This window comes from Chelativorans sp., assembly GCF_031180965.1.
In the GTDB taxonomy this organism is placed as follows: domain Bacteria; phylum Pseudomonadota; class Alphaproteobacteria; order Rhizobiales; family Rhizobiaceae; genus Chelativorans.
In genome coordinates this window covers 39,477-58,367 of sequence record NZ_JAPSLH010000020.1, presented here as the reverse complement: position 1 = coordinate 58,367, position 18,891 = coordinate 39,477, and the positions used below count along the sequence as shown (strand labels likewise).

The window sequence follows — 18,891 nt, the reverse complement described above, 5'->3', positions numbered from 1 at the left end:
CATGATGCGCGAAGTTTTGAGACTTGAGAATGTCGCGAAATCCTTTGGAAGCGTGCAGGCGCTGCGCGATGTAAGCCTTACCGTGAATACCGGGGAGGTGGTGGCGCTGCTCGGGGACAACGGCGCGGGAAAATCCACCCTCATCAAGGCGATCTCCGGCCTGCATGGCATTGACCGTGGCCGGATTATCGTCGACGGCAAGGAAGTCACAATCAGGAACCCGCGGGATGCGATGAACCTTGGCATCGAGACCATCCACCAGGACAGTTCCCTGGCCGTGGATCTCTCGATTGCGCGCAACCTGTTCCTCGGCCGAGAGCCGGTGAAGGCGGCCTTTCTAGGCCCGCTGGCACCGCTCGACCTGCCGCAGCTCAAGCGGCAGGCATCCGACCTGCTCCGCCGCGTCGGCATCCGCAAGAACCTTGATGCCGACGCGCCTATCAAGGCGCTTTCGGGCGGCGAGCGGCAGTCGATCGCCATCTCGCGCGCGATGCAATTCTTCGCCAAGATCATCATCCTTGACGAGCCCACCAACAACTTGGGTGTCGAGGAGACGCATGGAGTTCTGCGTTTCATCAAGGAGGTGCGGGACGCCGGCCACTCGGTGATCTACATCACGCACAACATCCACCATGTCTTCCAGGTGGCGGATCGCATCGTCGTCATGCGCCAGGGCACGGTGGTAGCCGACATCAAGGCTGAAGGAACGAGCATCCTGGAAGTTGAGGCGATCATCACGGGGGCCGACCTGCACGAACTGGAGGTGGACGCCCGGCGAAGCTGACGTTTTGGCTCAGCCCAGAAGCTGGAGACCTCCAGTTCTCCCGCAGGCCTGGGCGATCGGCCCCTCACGCATGCCATGCCTGTTGGGGCTCTGCAGCCGGTGACGCTGATGCTCGGCGTCCTGACCCGGACGCCTGAATGCGCGCGTTGCTCACGCCGGCGGTTGACCGGAATGGCGAAAACCACCATTCTCCGTCACAATTCGTCGGGAATGGTGTCAATGCGCGGGAGCCAATGCGTCCAACCATAGCCATGATTGCGCAGATGGCGGGCGTCAGCGCGACCACTGTTGACCGCGTGCTCAACGGCCGCGGCCGGGTCAAGTCGCGCACGCGCGAGCAAGTGCTGCGCGTTGCTCAGGAAACGGGCTATCTCGACAAGGCGTCCGCGCCTGTCGCGGCTCCAGTTCTCCTCGACTTCATCCTCCCGGAGGGCCAGAGCAGCTTCATCGAGACGCTGGCATCGCATTTGCGCGGGGCCGCCGAGAATTCGCGCGTACCGGTCACGCCACGAATCCGCTTTTTCGACCGCAGCAACCCGGAGGGCTTGGCGACCCAGATTCTTTCGCTCAAGGGGAAGTCGCAGGGGATTGGGGTTGTCGCGGTGGATCTCCCCGAGGTGCGGGAAGCGATCCGCCAGGTCGCAGCCGCCGGAATACCGGTGCTGAACATGGTCTCGGACCTCACCAACGTGCCCAAGATCGGGTATGTGGGCATCGACAACCGCGCTGCCGGACGGTTGGCCGGGCTCCTTTTGTCACGCCTCATCAAGAGCGAAACCGGCAAGATCGCGGTGTTCGCCGGCAGCCTCGCCTATCGCGGTCATGAGGAACGGGAGATGGGCTTTCGCCACTTCCTCTCGGAGGAAACCCGGCTGGAGGTGGTCGAGATGCGGGAGGTTCGCGACAATGTCGAAACCATGCATCAGGAAGCCCTCGCTCTTCTCAAGCGCCACCCGGACCTGGCTGGGATCTACAACATCGGCGGCGGAAACCGCGGCATTGCCATGGCGCTGATGGAGACTGGGTGCGCCGGCAAGGTGGTCTTCATCGGCCATGAGTTGACCGAGCACTCGCGGCAGTTCCTGCTGCGCCGGGTGATGGATGCGGTGATCGACCAGAACCCGCGGGTCGAGGCGCGTGATGCCATCGAACTGCTCGCCCATGCGGCTCGCGGCGAGCCGCAGCCGAATCTGCCGCCGATCCGCATCCAGGTCGTCTTTCGCGAGAATATTCCGCAGGTTTGACCTATTAGAAATCCGTCAGCTCGAATGTGAGGGGGCCGCTTCCCTGCGCGACCTCGTAGATGCCCCGCACGACGGCAAAACCAAAGACTGCGCGGGAGTGGAGCAGCGCCGGCACAGGCTCGCCTTGCAGCGCCCGGACAAAGTAGTTGAGGGGCCGATGATGAAAGTGCTGTTCGCGTGAGAGATCGAAGGTCTGTATCTGCTCGACGGCCTTTCCGCCCTCGTCCTCGCGGACCGCGACATCGGCCTTGCCGTCCTTCAACCATGGAATCCAATCCCATCGCAAGGCGCGCGTGAGACCGTCGACTTCCATGATCATGCGCTCCGATCCCTGGGAGGCGCTTGCACGTTCGTAATCGACGATCACCGTCTCCGCTGCTGCCGTCGTGACGCGCAGCGTCGCCCCTACATGCGTCTCGACATCGAAAACCACGTCCGTGGGATCGGCTCCCGTGGGCGGCCTTCGCATCCACGCCTGCAGGATCTCCACCTTGATTGGTTCCAGGACGTGGAAGAAGGTGGTCAGGTCATAGACTCCCCAATCCATCATGACGCCGCCGCCGCTGCGGGACTTGTCTAGGAACCAGCGGGTCTCCGGCTGATACTCGATCCCGCTGCGCATTCTCGCGCGGCGATGACAGACGGTGGCGTGGTAGATCTCGCCCAGCGCGCCGCTCTGCACGATCTGCCGCGCTCGCTCGGTCGAGGCATAGCCAAGGAACCGGTTGCTGGCACAGCCCAGCCGCTTTCCCGCCGATCGCGCTGCCGTCAGCATCTCCTGCCCGTCGGCAAGGGAGAAGCCGAGCGGCTTGTCCGCAAGCACATGGCGGCCCGAAGCGAACGCACGCTTGGCCAGCGGCGCATGCGTGACGGGCGGGGTCGCAACCACAACCACGTCGTCCTCGTGCGCAGGAATGGATAGCATCTTGTCGGCATCGGGGAAGGCGGCCGCTTCGGGGAACTTGTCCAAAAAGCCTTGCAGCGCCGCCTCGCTGGGATCGGCGACATGGATCGCGCTTCCAAGCAGGGCGGCAGCCTCCGCGTGAGCGCGGCCTATGAAGCCTGCTCCGATGATGAACACCCGGCTCACGCGTGCGATCCTTCTGCGCGAGCGGAGGCGAAGAGCTGCCGCGCATATGCCGCACTGCGGCGATGGGCTTCGACATCGCTCATCGTTTCCGGAGTTCCCTCCTCGAGCGCGCGCTCCAGCACCAGCAGCGGCTGAAGATCGAGGGCGGTGAAGCGGGTCGCCAGATGCTCGTGGTCGAGATCACCCGGGCCAAGGATTTCATCCCAGATCCCGTCTCGCGACTGGCGCAAATGCACGAGCTCGATGCGGTCGCCATAGTGGGTGATGATGTCGTGGAGGGCGATCTCGCTGTTCTCCGCGCCCCGGTAGATCCAGTGCGGGTCGAGACAAAGGCGCACATGGTTCGGGTCGGTCGCGGTCAGCATGTGGTGGAATTCGCGGGCGCTCGCCCGCATCTCTGCATCGTGGGAATGATAGCAGAGCCGCAGGCCCATCTCGTGGAACCTGCCTCCCAGGGCGGCGAGGAGGCTTGCCTGCAGTATGAGCTGCCCGTCCGTCTTGTTTTCCTTTCCCTTCCAGTCGATCGGGTTGGGATTGATCAGGATGAAGCGGACGCCCCATGGCCTCGCCTTCTCGGCAATCGCTACCATGTTTTCAAAGGTGCGCCGCCCCTCCACCTCGTCGTGCATGGCGCCGCCAATATAGATCGAAGGCATCTCCAGCCGGTGCCGTTTGGCCGCCAGAGCAATCCCTTCCACCTGATCCGGCGTCCGCACGATGGGCTCCCAGCCGTCGAGGCCGGCCTCGGCCGCTTCACGCATCGCGTTCTCAAGTTGGTCTTCCCAGGCATGGCCGCGCTGCTGCGCCCGCTGCATGAAGGGGTAGGCCTGCGTCGCAATGAAGTCCGGCCGCATTCAATCCTCCCGCACAGTCATTGATGGCGAGTAGTGAAAGAAAAAGACGTAAAATGCAATAGCGATATGGCAGCGGCCGTAGAGGCAGGTTAGCGTGCAGGGGCAGAAGTGGCTTCGGAATGTCCGATGCGCTTGACAGGCAGGACACACGCTGCAAAACTGGCAGGGATGACGGTAAATGACGTATGCCGCATCATCAGGGAGGAAAAATGATGGCTAGGACATTCTGGGCCGCGATGGCTCTGACGGCTTCCGTTGCCGCGGCCGCCGCGCAGGAGGACGTCATCACCGTCGTTCACGTCGAACAGAACCCGGCGGTGCAGGAATTCTGGGAGGACCTTGCGAAAAAGTTCGAGTCGGCGAACCAGGGTGTAGACGTCCAGTTCCAGTACCTTGAAGCCGAAGCTTTCAAGCAGAAGATGACGACGCTTCTACAATCGTCCGATCGTCCCGATATTATCTACAGCTGGGCGGGAGGTGTGCTGCGCGCCCAGGTCGAAGCCGGCGTCATTGCAGATCTCACGGAGAAGCTCGATCCTGCTGCAAAGGACATGCTTCTTCCCGCCGCGCTTGATGCCTTCACCCTGGATGGCCGCATCTATGGCGTGCCGGTGCGGATGACACAGGTCGGGATCTTCTACAACAAGGACATGCTCGGAGCGGCAAATGTGGACCCCGCGTCCCTTGCCACCTGGGACGGATTTCTTAAAGCCATCGAAACGCTGAAGGCTGCGGGAACGACGCCGCTTGTGGTCGGCGGAGCCGACAAATGGCCGCTGATGTTCTACTGGTCAGGCCTGGCGCTGAGGGCAGGGGGAAGCGCGGCGTTCGAGGCGGCCGTCGCTCAGGAAGGCGAGGGCTTCGCAGCCGCGCCCTTCGTCAGGGCCGGCGAGCTTTTCCAGCAGCTGACCGCGCTGGAGCCTTTCCAGTCCGGCTATATGGGCACCAAATACGGTGCGTCGGTCGGCCAGTTCGGTGACGGCAAGGGGGCCATGATGCTGGTGGCCGATTTCGTGCTCAACGGCATGAAGGCCAATGCGGCCGACGGGGTCGGCATTCCCCTCGACCGGCTGGGCTTTGCTCCGCTCCCCACTGTTGAAGGCGGGGCCGACGAGCCGAACGCCACCCTTGGCGGCATCAATGGGTGGCTTGTAACCGAGGGTGCTTCGCCGCGCGCGGCCGATTTCCTGGCATTCTTCATGCAACCCGAAAATCAGCGCATGGCGGCGCAGAAGTCCTTTTACATTCCCACGGTGAAGGGGCTCGAGGCTGAGCTTGCCAATCCCATCCATCAGGTGATCTCCGCCAATCTTGCAAAATCGACCTACCACCAGAATTTCTACGACCAGGCCTTGGGCGCAGCGGTTGGCGCCGTGGTGAACGATGTCTCGGCAGAGCTTGCGGCGGGCAATATGACGCCCGAGGAAGCAGCGGACGCGGTGCAGGAAGCTTACGCGTTCGAGCAGTGAGTGCGGCGGACCGCTAGGCGCGCCTAGCGCGGGCTCGAACCGAGGGTACGGGATGACGGTGGACTATGCGGGCGAGGGGAGCGCGACCGCCGCTTCCAGGGGCTGGAAGTTGCGGCTCGTTCGCCGGGACGAGGCGCTGCTGGCGCTCGTCTTCCTGCCTCCGGCGCTCCTGCTCTTCACGGTGTTCGTGGCCCTGCCGATCCTCGAGGCGGCGCAGTACTCCTTCTTCAACTGGAACGGTTTTGGTGCGCCGGAGAAATTCGTCGGCCTGCAGAATTACGTTCGGCTTTTCACGCACGGCGCCTTCCACACCGCACTTGCCAACAACGGGTTGATCATCCTGGCCTCGCTGCTCATCCAGATGCCGCTTGCGCTTCTGGTGGCAACGATGCTCGCCGACCGTGAACCGCTCACCGACACTTTCCGGCTCATCTTCTTCCTCCCCTATGTGCTGGCCGAAGTGACCGCGGGGCTGATCTGGCGCTTCATCTATGACGGCGACTATGGCGTCGTCGCAGCGATGACCGGCTGGCTGGGGCTCGATCCGGTCTATGTGCTCGCGGACCGGAACTTCGCCATCTATGCGATCCTGCTGGTGATCGTCTGGAAGTATTTCGGCCTCCATATGATCCTCTTCATCGCCGGCCTGCAGCAGATCGACCGCTCGCTCTACGAAGCCGCGCGTATCGACGGCGCCGGCGGCTGGACGCTCTTCCGGACCATAACGCTGCCTCTGCTGGCCCCAACCATCCGTCTCTCGATCTTCTTTTCGGTGGTTGGCGCTCTGCAGCTTTTCGATGTGATCATGCCGATGACGGCCGGCGGACCCTCCGACAGCACGCATACGATCGTCACCTACCTCTACAATTTCGGCATCATCCGGACGCGCTTCGGCTTCGGCAGCGCTGTCGGGGTGGTGCTGTTCCTGATCTGCGTCATCTTCGCGTTCGGGTACAAACGCACGGTGATGCGCAATGACTGAGGAGGGCCGTTCGCCGCTGCACTGGCCAGCGCCGCTGCGCTACGCGGTCCTCCTGATGGTCGGCGCCTTCGTGCTCGTCCCTCTCGTCATCACGGTCCTCGGCGGCTTCAAGGCGCTAGGTGAGCTCCGCGTCAATCCTTTCGGGCTGCCCGAAACCTGGCGATGGGAAGTCTATTGGGAAATCCTCCGCGGAAGCCGGTACTGGCAGATGCTGGGAAACTCGCTGGTGATCGCTCTGGCGACGGTCTTCCTCACGGTGGCTTTTTCGGCGATGGCGGCCTTCGTCTTCGCGCAGCTTCGCTTCTTTGGCAGCGAATTTCTTCTTGCCTATCTGACGCTCGGCCTGATGTTTCCCGCCGCGACAGCCGTACTGCCGCTCTTCATCAAGGTGCGCGACCTCGGGCTGCTCAATACGCATTGGGCCGTGATCCTGCCGCAGGCCGCCTTCGGGCTTGCAATGAGCATTCTCCTCTGCCGCAACTTCTTCAAGGGGCTGCCGGCGGAGCTGAAGGATGCAGCTTTCGTCGACGGCTGCAGCTATTTCGGCTTCTTCTGGCACGTGGTTCTCCCGCTCTCGCGGCCGATCCTCGCCACCACCGGCGTGATCGCCTTCGTCCACAGCTGGAACGCCTTTCTCCTGCCCCTGGTGATGCTCAACAGCCCCGAGCTCTACCCGTGGCCGCTTGGCATCATGGTCTATCAGGGCGAATATTCGACCGAGTGGAACCGGATCCTCGCCTACATCACGCTTACCATGCTTCCTGCGACGATCCTGTTCCTCCTGGCACAACGCTATGTTGTAGCCGGCCTGACCACCGGTGCAGTGAAAGGATGACAATGGAGAAGCGAAAGATCGCCGTCGTGGGGGCTGGCCTGGTAGGCTGCGGCTGGGCCATCGTCTTCGCGCGTGCCGGTTTCCGGGTGAATGTATTCGACGTCGATCCGTCTATTCGTGCTGCGGTGACCGGGCGCATAAGCGCGGCGCTGGCCGACATGGAAATGGCCGGGCTCGTTGAGGAAAGGGAGACCATAGCGGCCAGGGTGACCGTGGAGGATGAGCTCCGAAGCGCGGTCAGGGGCGCCTCCTACGTGCAGGAATCTGTCTTTGAAAGGCAGGACATCAAGAAGGATGTGTCGAGCCAGATCGATGCCGTCATGCACCCGCAGGCCATCGTGGGAAGTTCCAGCTCAGGCATTCCCGCTTCGGCCTTTACCGAACATCTGAAGAACCGAGAGCGCTTCCTGGTGGTCCACCCGGTCAATCCCCCGCACCTTGTGCCGCTGGTGGAGCTGGTGCGGGCGCCGTGGACCGATTCTGCTGCGCTCGCCTCTGTGCGGGAACTCATGGAGGAAGTCGGGCAAACCCCCATCACGGTGCGGCGCGAGATCGAAGGCTTTGTGCTCAACCGGCTGCAAGGAGCGCTGCTGAACGAGGCCTGGGCGCTGTTTGAAGAAGGCTATGCGAGCGCAGAGGATATCGACCGCACGGTGCGCGACGGCCTTGGGCTCCGCTGGTCCTTCATGGGTCCTTTCGAGACCATCGATCTCAACGCGCCGGGCGGAGTGGGCGACTATGCCCAGCGTCTCGGTCCGCTCTACCACAAGATCGCGCTCGACCGCCGCGACCCCCGGCCCTGGTCGGAAGCCCTGATTAGGCGCGTCGAGGCGGAGCGGCGAGCAAAACTGTCGCCGGACGAGCTTGCCGAGCGGCGCGCATGGCGGGATCGTCGGCTGATGGCGCTCGTCGCGCATCGGCGCCGGATGATAACCGAGGAACAATAGAGGAAAAAGCTCCATGCCCGTCTGGCTCAAGCGAAGCAGGAGCATCGAAGAACGCGCCGAGGCCGACCGTCAGGTGCGCGCCGTGGTCGAGGGCATTCTCGGCGATATCGAGAAGCGGGGCGACGAGGCGGTGCGCGAGCTCTCCCGCAAATTCGATGGATGGGATCGGGAGGATTTTCGCCTGAGCGAGGCGGAGATCGACGCCTGCATGGCCGAGCTTTCGCAGGAGGATCTCTCCGACATCGCCTTCGCGCAGGAGCAGGTGCGCAATTTCGCTGAGGCGCAGAAGGATACGATGCGTGAGCTCGCCGTCGAGACGTTGCCAGGCGTCATCCTGGGCCACAAGCATGTGCCCGTGAGCGCGGTGGGCTGCTATGTTCCCGGCGGAAAATACCCGCTGCTCGCATCCGCTCACATGTCGGTCCTGACGGCCAAGGTGGCCGGGTGCGCGCGCGTGATCACCTGCGCGCCGCCTTTCCAGGGCCGGCCGGCCCCGGCCATCGTCGCCGCCCAGCATATGGCAGGGGCGGACGAGATCTATGTGCTTGGTGGCGTGCAGGCGGTCGGCGCCATGGCGATCGGCACCGAGAGCATCAAGCCGGTGGACATGCTGGTCGGCCCCGGCAACGCCTATGTGGCGGAGGCCAAGCGGCAGCTTTTCGGGCGGGTGGGCATCGACCTCTTTGCCGGCCCGACCGAAACGCTTGTGATCGCCGACGAGACAGTGGACGGCGAGCTCTGCGCTACGGACCTTCTGGGCCAGGCGGAGCACGGCCCGACCTCGCCGGCCATACTGCTCACCAACTCCGAGAAGCTTGCTCGCGAGACTATGGAAGAAGTGGAGCGGCTGCTCGCCATCCTCCCCACCGGCGAGATCGCACGCAAGGCCTGGACGGATTTCGGCGAGGTGATCGTCTGCGAAAGTTACGACGAGATGGCCGAAGTGGCGGACCGGATCGCCTCCGAGCACGTCCAGGTGATGACGGATCGCGACCTTTGGTTTCGCGACCGGCTGCAAAACTATGGCGCGCTCTTCCTTGGGCCGCGCACCAACGTGGCCTACGGAGACAAGGTGATCGGCACCAACCACACCCTGCCGACCATGAAGGCGGCGCGCTATACCGGCGGCCTCTGGGTCGGCAAGTTCATGAAGACCTGCACCTGGCAGATCGTCGAGACGGACGCTGCCTCGGCACAGATCGGCGAATACGCGTCTCGTCTCTCCATGCTGGAGGGGTTTGCTGGCCACGCCGAACAGGCAAACATCCGCGTTCGCCGTTACGGCGGCCGCAATGTTCCCTACGCTGCTGCTGCCAGCCGGCGCAAGGACGGCTAAGATGCGCCTGCCCAGGACGCCGAGCTTCCGCCTGGACGGCAAGCGCGCGCTCGTGACCGGCGGCACGCGCGGCATCGGCCTTGGGGCCGCGGTGGCGCTTGCTGAAGCGGGCGCGGAGGTGACCATCGCCGCCCGTACGGCGCGAGATGTGGCAGCGGCTGTGGCGGCAATGCGGGAGAGCGGCTTCAGGGTCGACGGCTCGGCGCTGGACGTTACTGATACCGCCGCGGTTCAAGCCTTCATGGCCGAACGACCAGCCTTCGACATCCTTGTCAACAGCGCTGGCGGCGCGCGCCATGCGTCTTTTCTCCAGGTGGAGGAGCGTGATTATCAGGCCGTGGTCGACCTCAATCTGAAAGCGACGATCTTTGTGTCGCAATGTGTTGCGACCAGGCTTGTGGCGGAAGGCCGGTCCGGCTCGATCATCAACATCTCTTCGCAAATGGGGCACGTCTCGGGCCCGCAACGCTCCATCTATTCGGCCACGAAATTTGCCGTGGAGGGGCTGACACGAGGGATGGCCATCGATCTTGGACCCGACAATATTCGGGTGAACACGATCTGCCCGACCTTCATCGAGACGGAAATGACGGCCGGCAGCCTGAGTGATGCGGAATTTCGCGCCTGGGTGTTGTCGAAGATCAAGCTTGGGCGTCTGGGCAAGGTCGAGGACATCATGGGGGCTGTCGTGTTCCTTGCATCCGATGCCTCGGCGATGGTGACCGGCTCTTCGCTGCTGGTGGACGGCGGTTGGAGGGCCGGTTGAATTCAACGTGCCGGGACTCGCCTTTTTGAGGCCGTTCCAGTGCTGCGTGCGAGAGGACGCGCGGTCGTTGATGATCTGTCGCCCGACTTGGTGTGTAAGCGATCCCGATTGGCGCCAGCGGAAGCGGATCGGCTGCCGATCCGCCGCGTCGCGCTCCCGACGAGATCGCCCCCGCCTATGTCTATCTCGCCTTCGATGAGGGGAGCTTCGTGGTAGACCAATCGATCTCGCCTATTAGCGGTGACGTGAGCTAGTGATCAGGTAGCGCGCGGCGGTATTCTGGCGGCCAGCCGGACAAGGGAAGTTCAAGAGCTACCCATCGGCTACTTCCAAGTCGACGTTGCCGAGGTGCGCACCGATGAGGGCAAGCTGCACATGTTCGCTGCCATCCAACGGTGTAAGTTTGCCTTCTTGGAACTGCACGAGAAGTCCACGGCCGTGTGGAGAGCTTCCTGCTGCGGCTGACCAGCCGCTCCCCACAAAATCCACACCGTGCTCACCGACAACGGCATCCAAGTCACCACGCCCGGCGTCGGCGGTCGGCCATTCCCCTGATCAAGCAAGCCATCGCCAAGGCGGAACGCTTCCGGGCACATGCCTTAAGATACACCTGCATTACCGACGACATCGAGCACCGCACGACCAAGGGCAAATGTCCATGCACCATGGTCTAGTCGAGAGATGAATTGCGACAAGGATGCTACCGTCGGGCGTTTTTATCACGAGAGCCACGATCAGCTCCGCCGACATTTCGCCAACTTCGTCGCGGCCCACGATCTCGTTGGCGGGCTGAAGACCCTCAACGGTCTCTCACACACTGCGTAATCAGCTGCAAGTCATGGGCTTCCCAGCCAAGCAGATCTGCTCTCAATCGCGTCGGTAAATGCCAGGACTAATTATCTAGTTGGACCGCAGATCGGCGATGATCAAGTCGGACATCCGCTCGGCCAGCATGATAGTAGGAAGGTTGATGTTGGCGCGCGGGGCCGTGGGCATGACGGAGGCATCCACGATCCTGAGCCCATCCAGGCCATGGACCCGTGCCGTCGAGGGATCGACCACCGTGTACCGATCGTCCGCCAGGCCCATTCGGCAAGTGCCGCAGGCGTGCCACTGGCCGACGGCGTTCGACCTCACATGCTCTTCGAGCACGTTGTCATCGGCAAGGAGGGCTTCGAGCGCAGCGCCACCGGCGACACCTTTGTGCAGGAACTGCCGGCGCAAGCCGGGCAGCGCGTCGATGGCTACAGACACCGGGGCGGTAAGCAGGAAGTTCCGCAACGTGCGCCGGCCGAGCGCCTTGGCAAAGCCGCCGTAGCTCGAGGGCACCGGATACTCAATGACGTTCCGCAGCGCCGCGGTCGACACCAGCTGCGCCATCAGTCGGAAAGCAGATTTGAGCCTTTGCAGATCGCGGTGGTCTGCAAGAAAGTTGAAGCTTGCCGTCGGCGCGATCCGCGGGTCGCCGCTGACCAGCGATACGCTGCCACGGGAATAAGCCTTGTTGATCCAGGCAAGGTAGGTGCCGATCTGCCGCCCCAAGGGATGCCAGGCGGATTTGGCCACGGCAACCATGAACATGTCGCCCCCAGGAGCCCCTGCTTGTTCCGACGAATATCGCAGCCCGATATGGATGTGGCGCCTCGTTAGCTTCAGCCGAGCCCGGGCCGGATGAAAGCGGAGAGCGACACGCCTGGGTGTTCCTGCAAATTGGCGCCAACGCCCGGAAGATCAGCCATAATTTCGATCTCGCGCTTGCGCAAATCGGCCGCAGGGCCAATTCCTGACCGCATCAGAAGAGCTGGCGAGTGGATGGCACCGGCGGAAACAATGACCTGCCGCCCGATGAGATCCTTCTCTCTCCCCTCGCGCGAAATGCGGACCCCTGTGATTAGTCGGCCATCGCAAAGGAGGCTCAGGGCTTGCGCGCGAGTGAGGATTGCGAGGTTTGGACGGGAGCGCGTTTCCGGGGAAAGATAGGCCATGGCCGCCGAGACGCGGTGCGAACCGTTGTTGGATAGCGTGAGGGCAGCATAGCCGTCTCCGAAGCGCCCATTCATATCCCCGATGTCGCTGAAGCCGAGTTCGTTGAACGCCCGCGCCGACGCGTGCGAGAACTCGGGCCATTGCTCGCGAGGGATCCGGTGGATGGGTATAGGTCCCGAGCGCCCGTGCATTGGGCCTGCATAATCGAGGTCGGTTTCAAGGCGGCAGAAGTAGGGGAGCACGTTCTGCCAGTTCCAGCCTCGCGCGCCCAGCATCTCCCACTCATCGTAGTCGGCGGGAGTGCCGCGGTTGGCGATCTGCCCATTGATGCTGGAGCCACCTCCGATCAGCCTTGCCTGCTCGTAGGTTTTGTAGGGCGCCGCATCAGGCCGGTTATGAAGGTGTGATGCAGTCTGCACCTTCAAGTCTGGCCAATGGTTGTTGGGGTCGAAGGCTGCGCGGCTCGGATAGGTGTCGAGGATCGCGGCACCTTCGCTTCCCGGTGGCACGTCGCGGCCTGCCTCGAGCAGAAGCACCTTCCGGCTCCGATCGGCGGACAGCCGATTGGCGAGAACGCACCCGGCGCTCCCTCCGCCGACGATGATGATGTCCCATGTCACAATACTACCGCGTCTCGCGTTGGCTCCGCTGCCCTACACAAGCAGGCTTTCCAGCACGGCCTCGGTGAGGCCCAAGCCGAAACCCGGCTCGCCATTGGGAATGACAACGCCGTTCTCGGGAACGGCCATGCCAGGGAAAACCTTGGCATGCTCGAGGGGCACGCCGGGAGGGGAGCCAACGAAGTACTCACCCCAGGGCACGTTCGGCGCAGCCAGGCTGAAATGCTGGCCGTAGGGCGTGTTCATGCCGGCATGCAAGATGACAGGAATGCCCGCCGTCTCCGCAATGTGGTTGATGCGCTGGCAGGCGGTGAACCCGCCCGCCCAGCAGATGTCTGGCTGGAAGACGTCAGCTACGCGACGGGCTGCAGCTTGCGCGAACGGATGCGGTGTGTACCAGTGCTCTCCGGTGGCAAGCGTCTGCCAGGGCAGCCGCCGGCGCAGCTCTTCATGAGCATCCATGTTCTCCGGTGTCAGACAATCTTCGATCCAGGTGAGGCCATAGGGCCGAAGCCGCTCCGCGAGCTGCACGGCATAGGCAACGTCTGCCGACATCCAGCAATCGAGCATAAGCTCAATGTCAGGTCCGATGAGTTCACGGGTTCTGGCGACCAGTTCCTCGTTCTTGGCAAGCCCCGCCGCACGGTCGAAGTGGCCATGCGGGCAGGCGAGCTTGGTCGCCTTGAAGCCAAGCTCCATGTTCCAGTCCGTGTCGTTGCCCGTAGCGTAACAGACCTGCCTTTCGCGCGCCGGGCCACCGGCAAGCTCGTAGACCGGGATGCGGAGCAGCTTTCCCTTGAGGTCCCAAAGCGCCAGGTCGACCGCGCTTATGGCGTGGGAGGCAATCCCCATGGCGCTGTAGGTGGAGGTAATCCGCATCATCACGTCCCAAAGGCGGTCTGTTGCCATGGGATTTTCATCGACGAGCAGTGATGCCAAATGATCGTTGATAAGGCTGATGACGGGATTGCCGTAGCGCGATACCCCGAAGCCGGTGGTGCCGTCGTCCGCCGTCACCAGGCAGCCGACGGCCGGCGTGCCCGGCCGCCATTTCGACCGCTGCCCCCTGAACCGTTCATAGCCGTCCATCGGGCTTGCCACATCGGCATACTTGTTCCACGGCTCGCGCCGGGCGCCGCCCGCGGACACCTGCCCCTCGCGGTAGGCCGCGCCGACCATTTCGTTCTTGATGGCGAAGGCGCGAACTGACTTGATCTTCATTGCGGTCCCGTCGAGCTAGGTTTGTTTTCCGGCGCGAGTGGACCGGCGATCGCAATCGGCCGTCCGCCTTCGCGCGACGATTGGAGAAGGGCGGAGATCACGTCGACGGTCGCCGCACCGATTGTGCCCGGCGACGCGTTCAGGCCAAAGCCCTTGGCAAGATCCACGAGCGCATCTACCGGCCCATCGCAGCGATAGGTCCAGGCGCCGTCGGCAAGCTCCAGACCATCCGCTGCGCCGTCGAAACGACGGATCTCGCACCAGTCGCGATCGAATTCGGCCACAAGCAGTCCCTCGCTGCCGGTGATGAAGAAGCGCAGCAATGCGCGGTTGCCCTGAGGCATCGCCGCCGCCCCGCTGAGCACGCCCACCGCGCCGCCGGCGAAGGAAACCGTCGCCGCGTTGCAGAAATCGACTCGGTCGTTTGGGAAGGAGTGGGCGCTTACGCTGCCGGCCTCCAGACCCGTGAGATAGAGAAGCAGCGCGATCGCATGCGACATCTGCCCATAGGCAAAGCCGCCGCCCTGTTCCGGATCCTGCCAGGTCGACTTGTCTGGCCTGAAGAACGAAGTTTCCCAAGACTTCAGGCCACCCTCGCCTGCAAAGACGTCGCGCGTGGCCGAGATGAAGCTGCACATCACGTGCTCGATACGTCCGACCGCGCCCTCCGCGATACGTCGGCGCAGGTCTTCCACGCCTGGCAGATATTGATAGCCGTTAGCGATCAGCAGGTGACGGCCTTGTGCTTCCGCGCGCTTGACAAGGTCCCATGCCTCGCGCGGATCGAGCGTCATCGGCTTTTCGCAGAGCACATGCGCACCAGCCTCCAGCGCGTCGCGCGCATGCTGGTAGTGCAGGTGGTGCGGCGAGGCGACGATCACGACATCCGGGCGCCGGGCGAGCACCTCCCGATAATCCTCGGACGCGAAGGCAAACCCGAAATGCTCCTTCACGCGCAGGAGCGCCTCCGCACCCAACCTGCTCACGCCGTCAAGCACCAGGTCGCCGCGTGCGGCGAGCACCGGTATGTGGTTCTGAGCCGCGTACCAGCCGGCGCCGATTACCGCTGCGCGAATAGGCGCCTGGCTAGCCATGCGCCGTCACCCGAGCATCGTCGTCAAGGCCCCAGCTCACATCGGGATCGACAGAAGGAATTGCACTGATCAGGCTCTTGGTATAGGGGTGCTGCGGGTTCAGAATCACGGAATCCGGGTCGCCCGATTCCACCACCTTTCCGGAGTTCATCACCAGCACATGATCGGCGATCTGGTAGGCGGTGGTCAGATCATGGGTGACATAGATCAATGAGATGCCCTTCTCCGTTTTCAGGCGATAGAGCGTGTCGAGGATGGTGGCGCGCAGCGAGGCGTCCACCATCGAGGCGGGCTCGTCGGCGATGATGATGCGAGGGTTCAGCAACAGGGCGCGCGCGATCATGACACGCTGACGCTGTCCACCTGAGAGCTGATGCGGATAGCGCCCGAGAGTTTCGGCAGGACGAAGGCCCACCACCGTCAAGGCTTCGCGGATGCGCTCATAGGCTTCATCCCGGTTGCGCGCCAGGCCGAACCGCTGGAGCGGCAGCAAAAGCGCCCGATCGACCCGATAGAAAGGGTTGTAGGCAGCGAAGGGGTCCTGGAAAATCGCCTGCACCTCACGCCGGTAAGTAAGGCGCTCGGCCCGGTCCATCTCCGACAGGAGCTTTCCGCGATAGCTCACCCTGCCGCCGGTCGGCGCCATCAGGCCGAGCAGCAGGCGCGTCAGCGTTGTCTTGCCGCTGCCGCTCTCGCCGACAATGGCGATGATCGCCGGCGGATCTTCGCCGATCTGCAGCGAGACACCGTCGAGAGCGTGCTTCACCTGGCGCCGGCCAAGCGTGCCACCGGTGAAGGTCACGGTGACATTGTCGGCGCTAAGCAGGGTGGACATCGCGCACCTCCGTGACCAGATGACATGACACGCGGTGCCCGTCTTCCCCCAACCATTCCCCGGGATAGTCACGGCTACAGCCGGCGATAGCGGAAGGACAACGCACGTGGAAGGGGCAACCAGGCGGCGGGTCCAAGAGGGACGGCGCCACGCCGGGAATACCGAGGAAGCGCCCGCGATGGCTGAAGGAGGGCAGGCTTGCAATCAGCATCTTCGTGTACGGGTGGCGCGGATTGCCGAAGACCTGCCGCACCGGCCCGTATTCCACCAGCCGGCCGGCATACATGACGCCGATCGTGTGGGCGAACTGGGACATCAGCGCCATGTCGTGGCCAACCAGGATAACGCTCGCGGAAAGCTCCTTCTGCACCCGCACCAGGGTGCGCAACACCTGCTTCTGAACGACCACGTCTAGCGCGCTCGTCGGTTCGTCGGCCACAATCACGCTGGGCTTGAGGGCGATCGCCATGGCGATGCAGACTCGCTGCTTCATGCCGCCGCTCAATTGGTGCGGGAAGAGGTCGGCGACCCCCGGCTCAAGTTCGACTGCCTCGAGAAGGCGCGCCACGTGGGCACGCGCCTCACCTCGTGATTTCCACGCGCCATGCGCCTTCAGGAGGTCGTGGAACTGAACGCCGATGCGAAGAACGGGGTTGAGCGAGTTCATTGCCCCCTGCGGCACGAGCGAGATGCGCGAGAAGCGGGCACGGCGCATCGTTTCGTCGGTGGCTGCCACCAGATCCTCGCCATCCAGCAGCACCTCGCCTCCGGCGATCCGCCCGGGCTTGGCCAGAAGGCGCAGCATGGCAAGGATAGTGGTGGTCTTGCCCGAGCCGGATTCACCGACCAGGCCCAGGCGCTCGCCCGGATGCAAGGTGAAGGAGACATCGTTCACCGCCCGGGCGATGCCGCGCTCAAGCGGGAACTCGACTTGGAGATGCCGGACTTCAAGTGTGCTCGTCATGGGGCAGCGCTCAGACGGTTGTTCACGATTCTGTCGAGGCCGATTGAAATCATGAGCAGGGACAGGAAGATGAGCGCGATCACCACCACCGGCGGTCCCCACCACCACCACATGCCGCGTAAAATCGCACCATTGTAGTGCGCCCAGTAGATTATGCCGCCGAGCGTCAGCTCGTTCTGCGGCCCGAGACCCAGCGCTTCTAGCCCGATCGTCGCCAGAAGTGCGGAGGAAACGGCCGTCACGAAGCTCGCGGCGATGAAGGGCAATAGGTTGGGCAAAACCTCAGTCGCAAGAAGGCGCAGCCCGACCACGGCATTGAGCCGCGCTACGTCGATATAAGGCCGGCTGATGATCGACAGGGTCTGCGAGCGCATGGTCCTGGTTGGGTGCATCCAGGCAATGCCAGCCACGATCAGGGCGATCATGTCCACTGTCATTATGCGCACATTGGTTGCAACAAGCACCAGGACGGCTATGCCCGGAATAGTCATCGCCACATCACAGAGCGTGCGGATGATCGCATCGACCCAGCCGTGGAAATAAGCGGCGATGAGCCCGAGCACGATGCCGATACCGAGCCCGATCACGCCGGCAAAAAGGCTAATCCTCAAGCTTTGCGGCAGGCTCACGACGAGGGCTGCTATCATGTCGCGGCCTTGGCCATCTGTCCCAAGCCAGAATTTGGCGGACGGCGGGCGCCGGGCCCGCACGGCGCCGATCTCGGCAAGACCGGTATCGACCAGAAGCGGGCCGACGACGCCGACTAGGAGCAGGAGGAGAAAGATTGCTACTCCCCCCACGAGCATCGGCTCGCGGGTGACAAAGCGCAGGCCCCTCCCCTGCGCGGAAATTGAAGCAGCCATGCTCATCGAAGCGCGATCCTCGGATCGATCAGCGGGTAAAGCAGATCGAGAATGAACATGGTCAGGGCTATCGAGACGGACAGCAGGAGCACGATGCCCTGGATGACGAAATAGTCGTTGGTCTGTATGGCCTGGTAGAGGTCGTATCCGAGGCCGGGATAGGCGAAGATCACCTCCACCAGGATGGCTCCCGATACGACATGTCCCAAGGCGAGCCCGAGATGGGTGAACTGCGGCAACATGGCATTGCGCAGCCCATAGGCAAGAAAGATGCGGGCCGGCGGCAGCCCCTTGGCCTGAGCGAGCGTGATGTAGTCCTCTCCAAGCACGGAGACCACCATCCCGCGCATAGAAATGGCCCAGGCACCGATCGTCGTTAGAATGATCGAGAGCGCCGGCAAGGTGGCGTGCCAGAGCACGCCGCGAAACGATGCCCAGTTGAGCCCGAGGTTGAGATTGTAGGGAAAGCCGCCCGAAGCGGGGAAAAACTTCCAGACGATGGCGAATGCGAAGAGGAGCACCAGCCCAAGCACGAAATAGGGGATCGCGGAGAGCATCAGGAAGGGCACTGCGATCACCTGAACCCAGCGCCCCGTGCCGGGCCAGGCCATCAGCCCACCAAGAAGCGTACCGATCGCGAAGCTGATTACGGTTGACACCCCCAACAGCCCTATCGTCCAAAGCGCGCCGGTGCCGATCACCTCCACCACGGTCGAGGGGTAGTGCGTTACCGAATATCCGAGGTCGAGCCGCATGAGCCCGTAGAGGTAGTTCAGGTATTGCTGCCAGAGCGGCAGGTCGAGCCCGAATTTCTGCTGGTAGGATTCCACCATCGCCTGCATGTTCGAGCTCGACCCGCCCTGGGCCGAGATCTGGCTGATCATCGTCTGCACGGGATCACCCGGCATGGCGCGCGGAATGAGGAAATTGAGCGTCAGGGCCATCGCCACCACGATCAGCATCATTCCGGTACGCTTGATGATGTAGGTTGCGATCATTTC

18 protein-coding genes are annotated in these 18,891 nt (G+C 63.2%); 8 read left to right on the top strand and 10 right to left on the bottom strand.

The features are described 5' to 3' along the window. Position 1: 1 nt before the first annotated feature. Positions 2 to 784 (top strand): ATP-binding cassette domain-containing protein, encoded by a 783-nt coding sequence (locus tag RIN79_RS15080; RefSeq protein ID WP_309085494.1) that lies wholly within the window; start codon positions 2 to 4, stop codon positions 782 to 784. 233 nt (positions 785 to 1,017) lie between these two features. Next, complete coding sequence (locus RIN79_RS15075; RefSeq protein ID WP_309085493.1) at positions 1,018 to 2,028, top strand: LacI family DNA-binding transcriptional regulator; 1,011 nt, start codon at positions 1,018 to 1,020, stop codon at positions 2,026 to 2,028. Between the two features lie 4 nt (positions 2,029 to 2,032). Here the strand turns inward: RIN79_RS15075 and RIN79_RS15070 are convergent, their stop codons facing one another. Continuing rightward, complete coding sequence (locus RIN79_RS15070) at positions 2,033 to 3,118, bottom strand: Gfo/Idh/MocA family oxidoreductase (RefSeq protein ID WP_309085492.1); 1,086 nt, start codon at positions 3,116 to 3,118, stop codon at positions 2,033 to 2,035. Then, positions 3,115 to 3,972 (bottom strand): TIM barrel protein, encoded by an 858-nt coding sequence (locus tag RIN79_RS15065; RefSeq protein ID WP_309085491.1) that lies wholly within the window; start codon positions 3,970 to 3,972, stop codon positions 3,115 to 3,117. Before RIN79_RS15065 ends, RIN79_RS15070 begins: the two co-directional genes overlap by 4 nt. A 212-nt stretch (positions 3,973 to 4,184) precedes the next feature. Between RIN79_RS15065 and RIN79_RS15060 the strand changes: the two genes are divergently transcribed. From RIN79_RS15060 to RIN79_RS15035, 6 genes are read left to right on the top strand one after another with little or no spacing between them, the layout of a single operon-like run. Then, entirely contained in the window at positions 4,185 to 5,441 is a 1,257-nt protein-coding gene (locus RIN79_RS15060; RefSeq protein ID WP_309085490.1) for an extracellular solute-binding protein, read from the top strand. A 52-nt stretch (positions 5,442 to 5,493) separates the two neighbouring features. Next, positions 5,494 to 6,423 (top strand): sugar ABC transporter permease, encoded by a 930-nt coding sequence (locus RIN79_RS15055; protein WP_309085489.1) that lies wholly within the window; start codon positions 5,494 to 5,496, stop codon positions 6,421 to 6,423. A 55-nt stretch (positions 6,424 to 6,478) separates the two neighbouring features. Continuing rightward, on the top strand, positions 6,479 to 7,258 hold the full coding sequence (locus RIN79_RS15050; protein ID WP_375165946.1) for a carbohydrate ABC transporter permease: 780 nt from the start codon (positions 6,479 to 6,481) through the stop codon (positions 7,256 to 7,258). Between the two features lie 2 nt (positions 7,259 to 7,260). After that, positions 7,261 to 8,205 (top strand): 3-hydroxyacyl-CoA dehydrogenase, encoded by a 945-nt coding sequence (locus tag RIN79_RS15045; protein ID WP_309085487.1) that lies wholly within the window; start codon positions 7,261 to 7,263, stop codon positions 8,203 to 8,205. A gap of 13 nt (positions 8,206 to 8,218) precedes the next feature. Continuing rightward, positions 8,219 to 9,541: a histidinol dehydrogenase gene (hisD, locus tag RIN79_RS15040; protein WP_309085486.1), complete on the top strand. Its 1,323-nt coding sequence runs from the start codon at positions 8,219 to 8,221 to the stop codon at positions 9,539 to 9,541. A gap of 1 nt (position 9,542) precedes the next feature. Further along, positions 9,543 to 10,307, top strand: coding sequence for an SDR family oxidoreductase (locus tag RIN79_RS15035; protein ID WP_309085485.1), 765 nt, complete (start codon positions 9,543 to 9,545; stop codon positions 10,305 to 10,307). Positions 10,308 to 11,207: 900 nt separating this feature from the next. Here RIN79_RS15035 and RIN79_RS15030 read toward each other — a convergent pair. From RIN79_RS15030 to RIN79_RS14995, 8 genes are all read right to left on the bottom strand, one after another. Next, entirely contained in the window at positions 11,208 to 11,888 is a 681-nt protein-coding gene (locus tag RIN79_RS15030) for a GMC family oxidoreductase (RefSeq protein ID WP_309085484.1), read from the bottom strand. Between the two features lie 71 nt (positions 11,889 to 11,959). Continuing rightward, complete coding sequence (locus tag RIN79_RS15025; protein WP_309085483.1) at positions 11,960 to 12,913, bottom strand: GMC family oxidoreductase N-terminal domain-containing protein; 954 nt, start codon at positions 12,911 to 12,913, stop codon at positions 11,960 to 11,962. A gap of 33 nt (positions 12,914 to 12,946) precedes the next feature. Next, positions 12,947 to 14,134 carry an enolase C-terminal domain-like protein gene (locus RIN79_RS15020; RefSeq protein ID WP_309085482.1) on the bottom strand — a complete coding sequence of 396 codons (1,188 nt, stop codon included), beginning with the start codon at positions 14,132 to 14,134 and terminating at the stop codon, positions 12,947 to 12,949. Continuing rightward, positions 14,131 to 15,228: a Gfo/Idh/MocA family oxidoreductase gene (locus tag RIN79_RS15015; RefSeq protein ID WP_309085481.1), complete on the bottom strand. Its 1,098-nt coding sequence runs from the start codon at positions 15,226 to 15,228 to the stop codon at positions 14,131 to 14,133. Before RIN79_RS15015 ends, RIN79_RS15020 begins: the two co-directional genes overlap by 4 nt. Further along, positions 15,221 to 16,063: an ABC transporter ATP-binding protein gene (locus RIN79_RS15010; RefSeq protein ID WP_309085480.1), complete on the bottom strand. Its 843-nt coding sequence runs from the start codon at positions 16,061 to 16,063 to the stop codon at positions 15,221 to 15,223. Before RIN79_RS15010 ends, RIN79_RS15015 begins: the two co-directional genes overlap by 8 nt. Then, positions 16,047 to 17,027 carry an ABC transporter ATP-binding protein gene (locus tag RIN79_RS15005; protein ID WP_309085479.1) on the bottom strand — a complete coding sequence of 327 codons (981 nt, stop codon included), beginning with the start codon at positions 17,025 to 17,027 and terminating at the stop codon, positions 16,047 to 16,049. The genes RIN79_RS15010 and RIN79_RS15005 overlap by 17 nt, the downstream gene beginning before the upstream one ends. After that, the gene (locus RIN79_RS15000; protein WP_309085478.1) at positions 17,024 to 17,896 is read right to left on the bottom strand and encodes an ABC transporter permease; all 873 of its coding nucleotides are present in this window, start codon (positions 17,894 to 17,896) and stop codon (positions 17,024 to 17,026) included. The genes RIN79_RS15005 and RIN79_RS15000 overlap by 4 nt, the downstream gene beginning before the upstream one ends. After that, complete coding sequence (locus RIN79_RS14995; protein WP_309085477.1) at positions 17,893 to 18,888, bottom strand: ABC transporter permease; 996 nt, start codon at positions 18,886 to 18,888, stop codon at positions 17,893 to 17,895. Before RIN79_RS14995 ends, RIN79_RS15000 begins: the two co-directional genes overlap by 4 nt. Positions 18,889 to 18,891 lie beyond the last annotated feature (3 nt).

Excerpts from the sequence above, each read along its gene's own strand:
- RIN79_RS15080 (WP_309085494.1), top strand. The coding sequence starts at position 2 with ATGATGCGCGAAGTTTTGAGACTTGAGAATGTCGCGAAATCCTTTGGA.
- RIN79_RS15075 (WP_309085493.1), top strand. The coding sequence starts at position 1,018 with ATGCGTCCAACCATAGCCATGATTGCGCAGATGGCGGGCGTCAGCGCG.
- RIN79_RS15065 (WP_309085491.1), bottom strand. The coding sequence starts at position 3,972 with ATGCGGCCGGACTTCATTGCGACGCAGGCCTACCCCTTCATGCAGCGG.
- RIN79_RS15060 (WP_309085490.1), top strand. The coding sequence starts at position 4,185 with ATGGCTAGGACATTCTGGGCCGCGATGGCTCTGACGGCTTCCGTTGCC.
- RIN79_RS15055 (WP_309085489.1), top strand. The coding sequence starts at position 5,494 with ATGACGGTGGACTATGCGGGCGAGGGGAGCGCGACCGCCGCTTCCAGG.
- RIN79_RS15050 (WP_375165946.1), top strand. The coding sequence starts at position 6,479 with ATGGTCGGCGCCTTCGTGCTCGTCCCTCTCGTCATCACGGTCCTCGGC.
- RIN79_RS15045 (WP_309085487.1), top strand. The coding sequence starts at position 7,261 with ATGGAGAAGCGAAAGATCGCCGTCGTGGGGGCTGGCCTGGTAGGCTGC.
- hisD (WP_309085486.1), top strand. The coding sequence starts at position 8,219 with ATGCCCGTCTGGCTCAAGCGAAGCAGGAGCATCGAAGAACGCGCCGAG.
- RIN79_RS15035 (WP_309085485.1), top strand. The coding sequence starts at position 9,543 with ATGCGCCTGCCCAGGACGCCGAGCTTCCGCCTGGACGGCAAGCGCGCG.
- RIN79_RS15030 (WP_309085484.1), bottom strand. The coding sequence starts at position 11,888 with ATGTTCATGGTTGCCGTGGCCAAATCCGCCTGGCATCCCTTGGGGCGG.
- RIN79_RS15020 (WP_309085482.1), bottom strand. The coding sequence starts at position 14,134 with ATGAAGATCAAGTCAGTTCGCGCCTTCGCCATCAAGAACGAAATGGTC.
- RIN79_RS15015 (WP_309085481.1), bottom strand. The coding sequence starts at position 15,228 with ATGGCTAGCCAGGCGCCTATTCGCGCAGCGGTAATCGGCGCCGGCTGG.
- RIN79_RS15010 (WP_309085480.1), bottom strand. The coding sequence starts at position 16,063 with ATGTCCACCCTGCTTAGCGCCGACAATGTCACCGTGACCTTCACCGGT.
- RIN79_RS15005 (WP_309085479.1), bottom strand. The coding sequence starts at position 17,027 with ATGACGAGCACACTTGAAGTCCGGCATCTCCAAGTCGAGTTCCCGCTT.
- RIN79_RS15000 (WP_309085478.1), bottom strand. The coding sequence starts at position 17,896 with ATGAGCATGGCTGCTTCAATTTCCGCGCAGGGGAGGGGCCTGCGCTTT.
- RIN79_RS14995 (WP_309085477.1), bottom strand. The coding sequence starts at position 18,888 with ATGATCGCAACCTACATCATCAAGCGTACCGGAATGATGCTGATCGTG.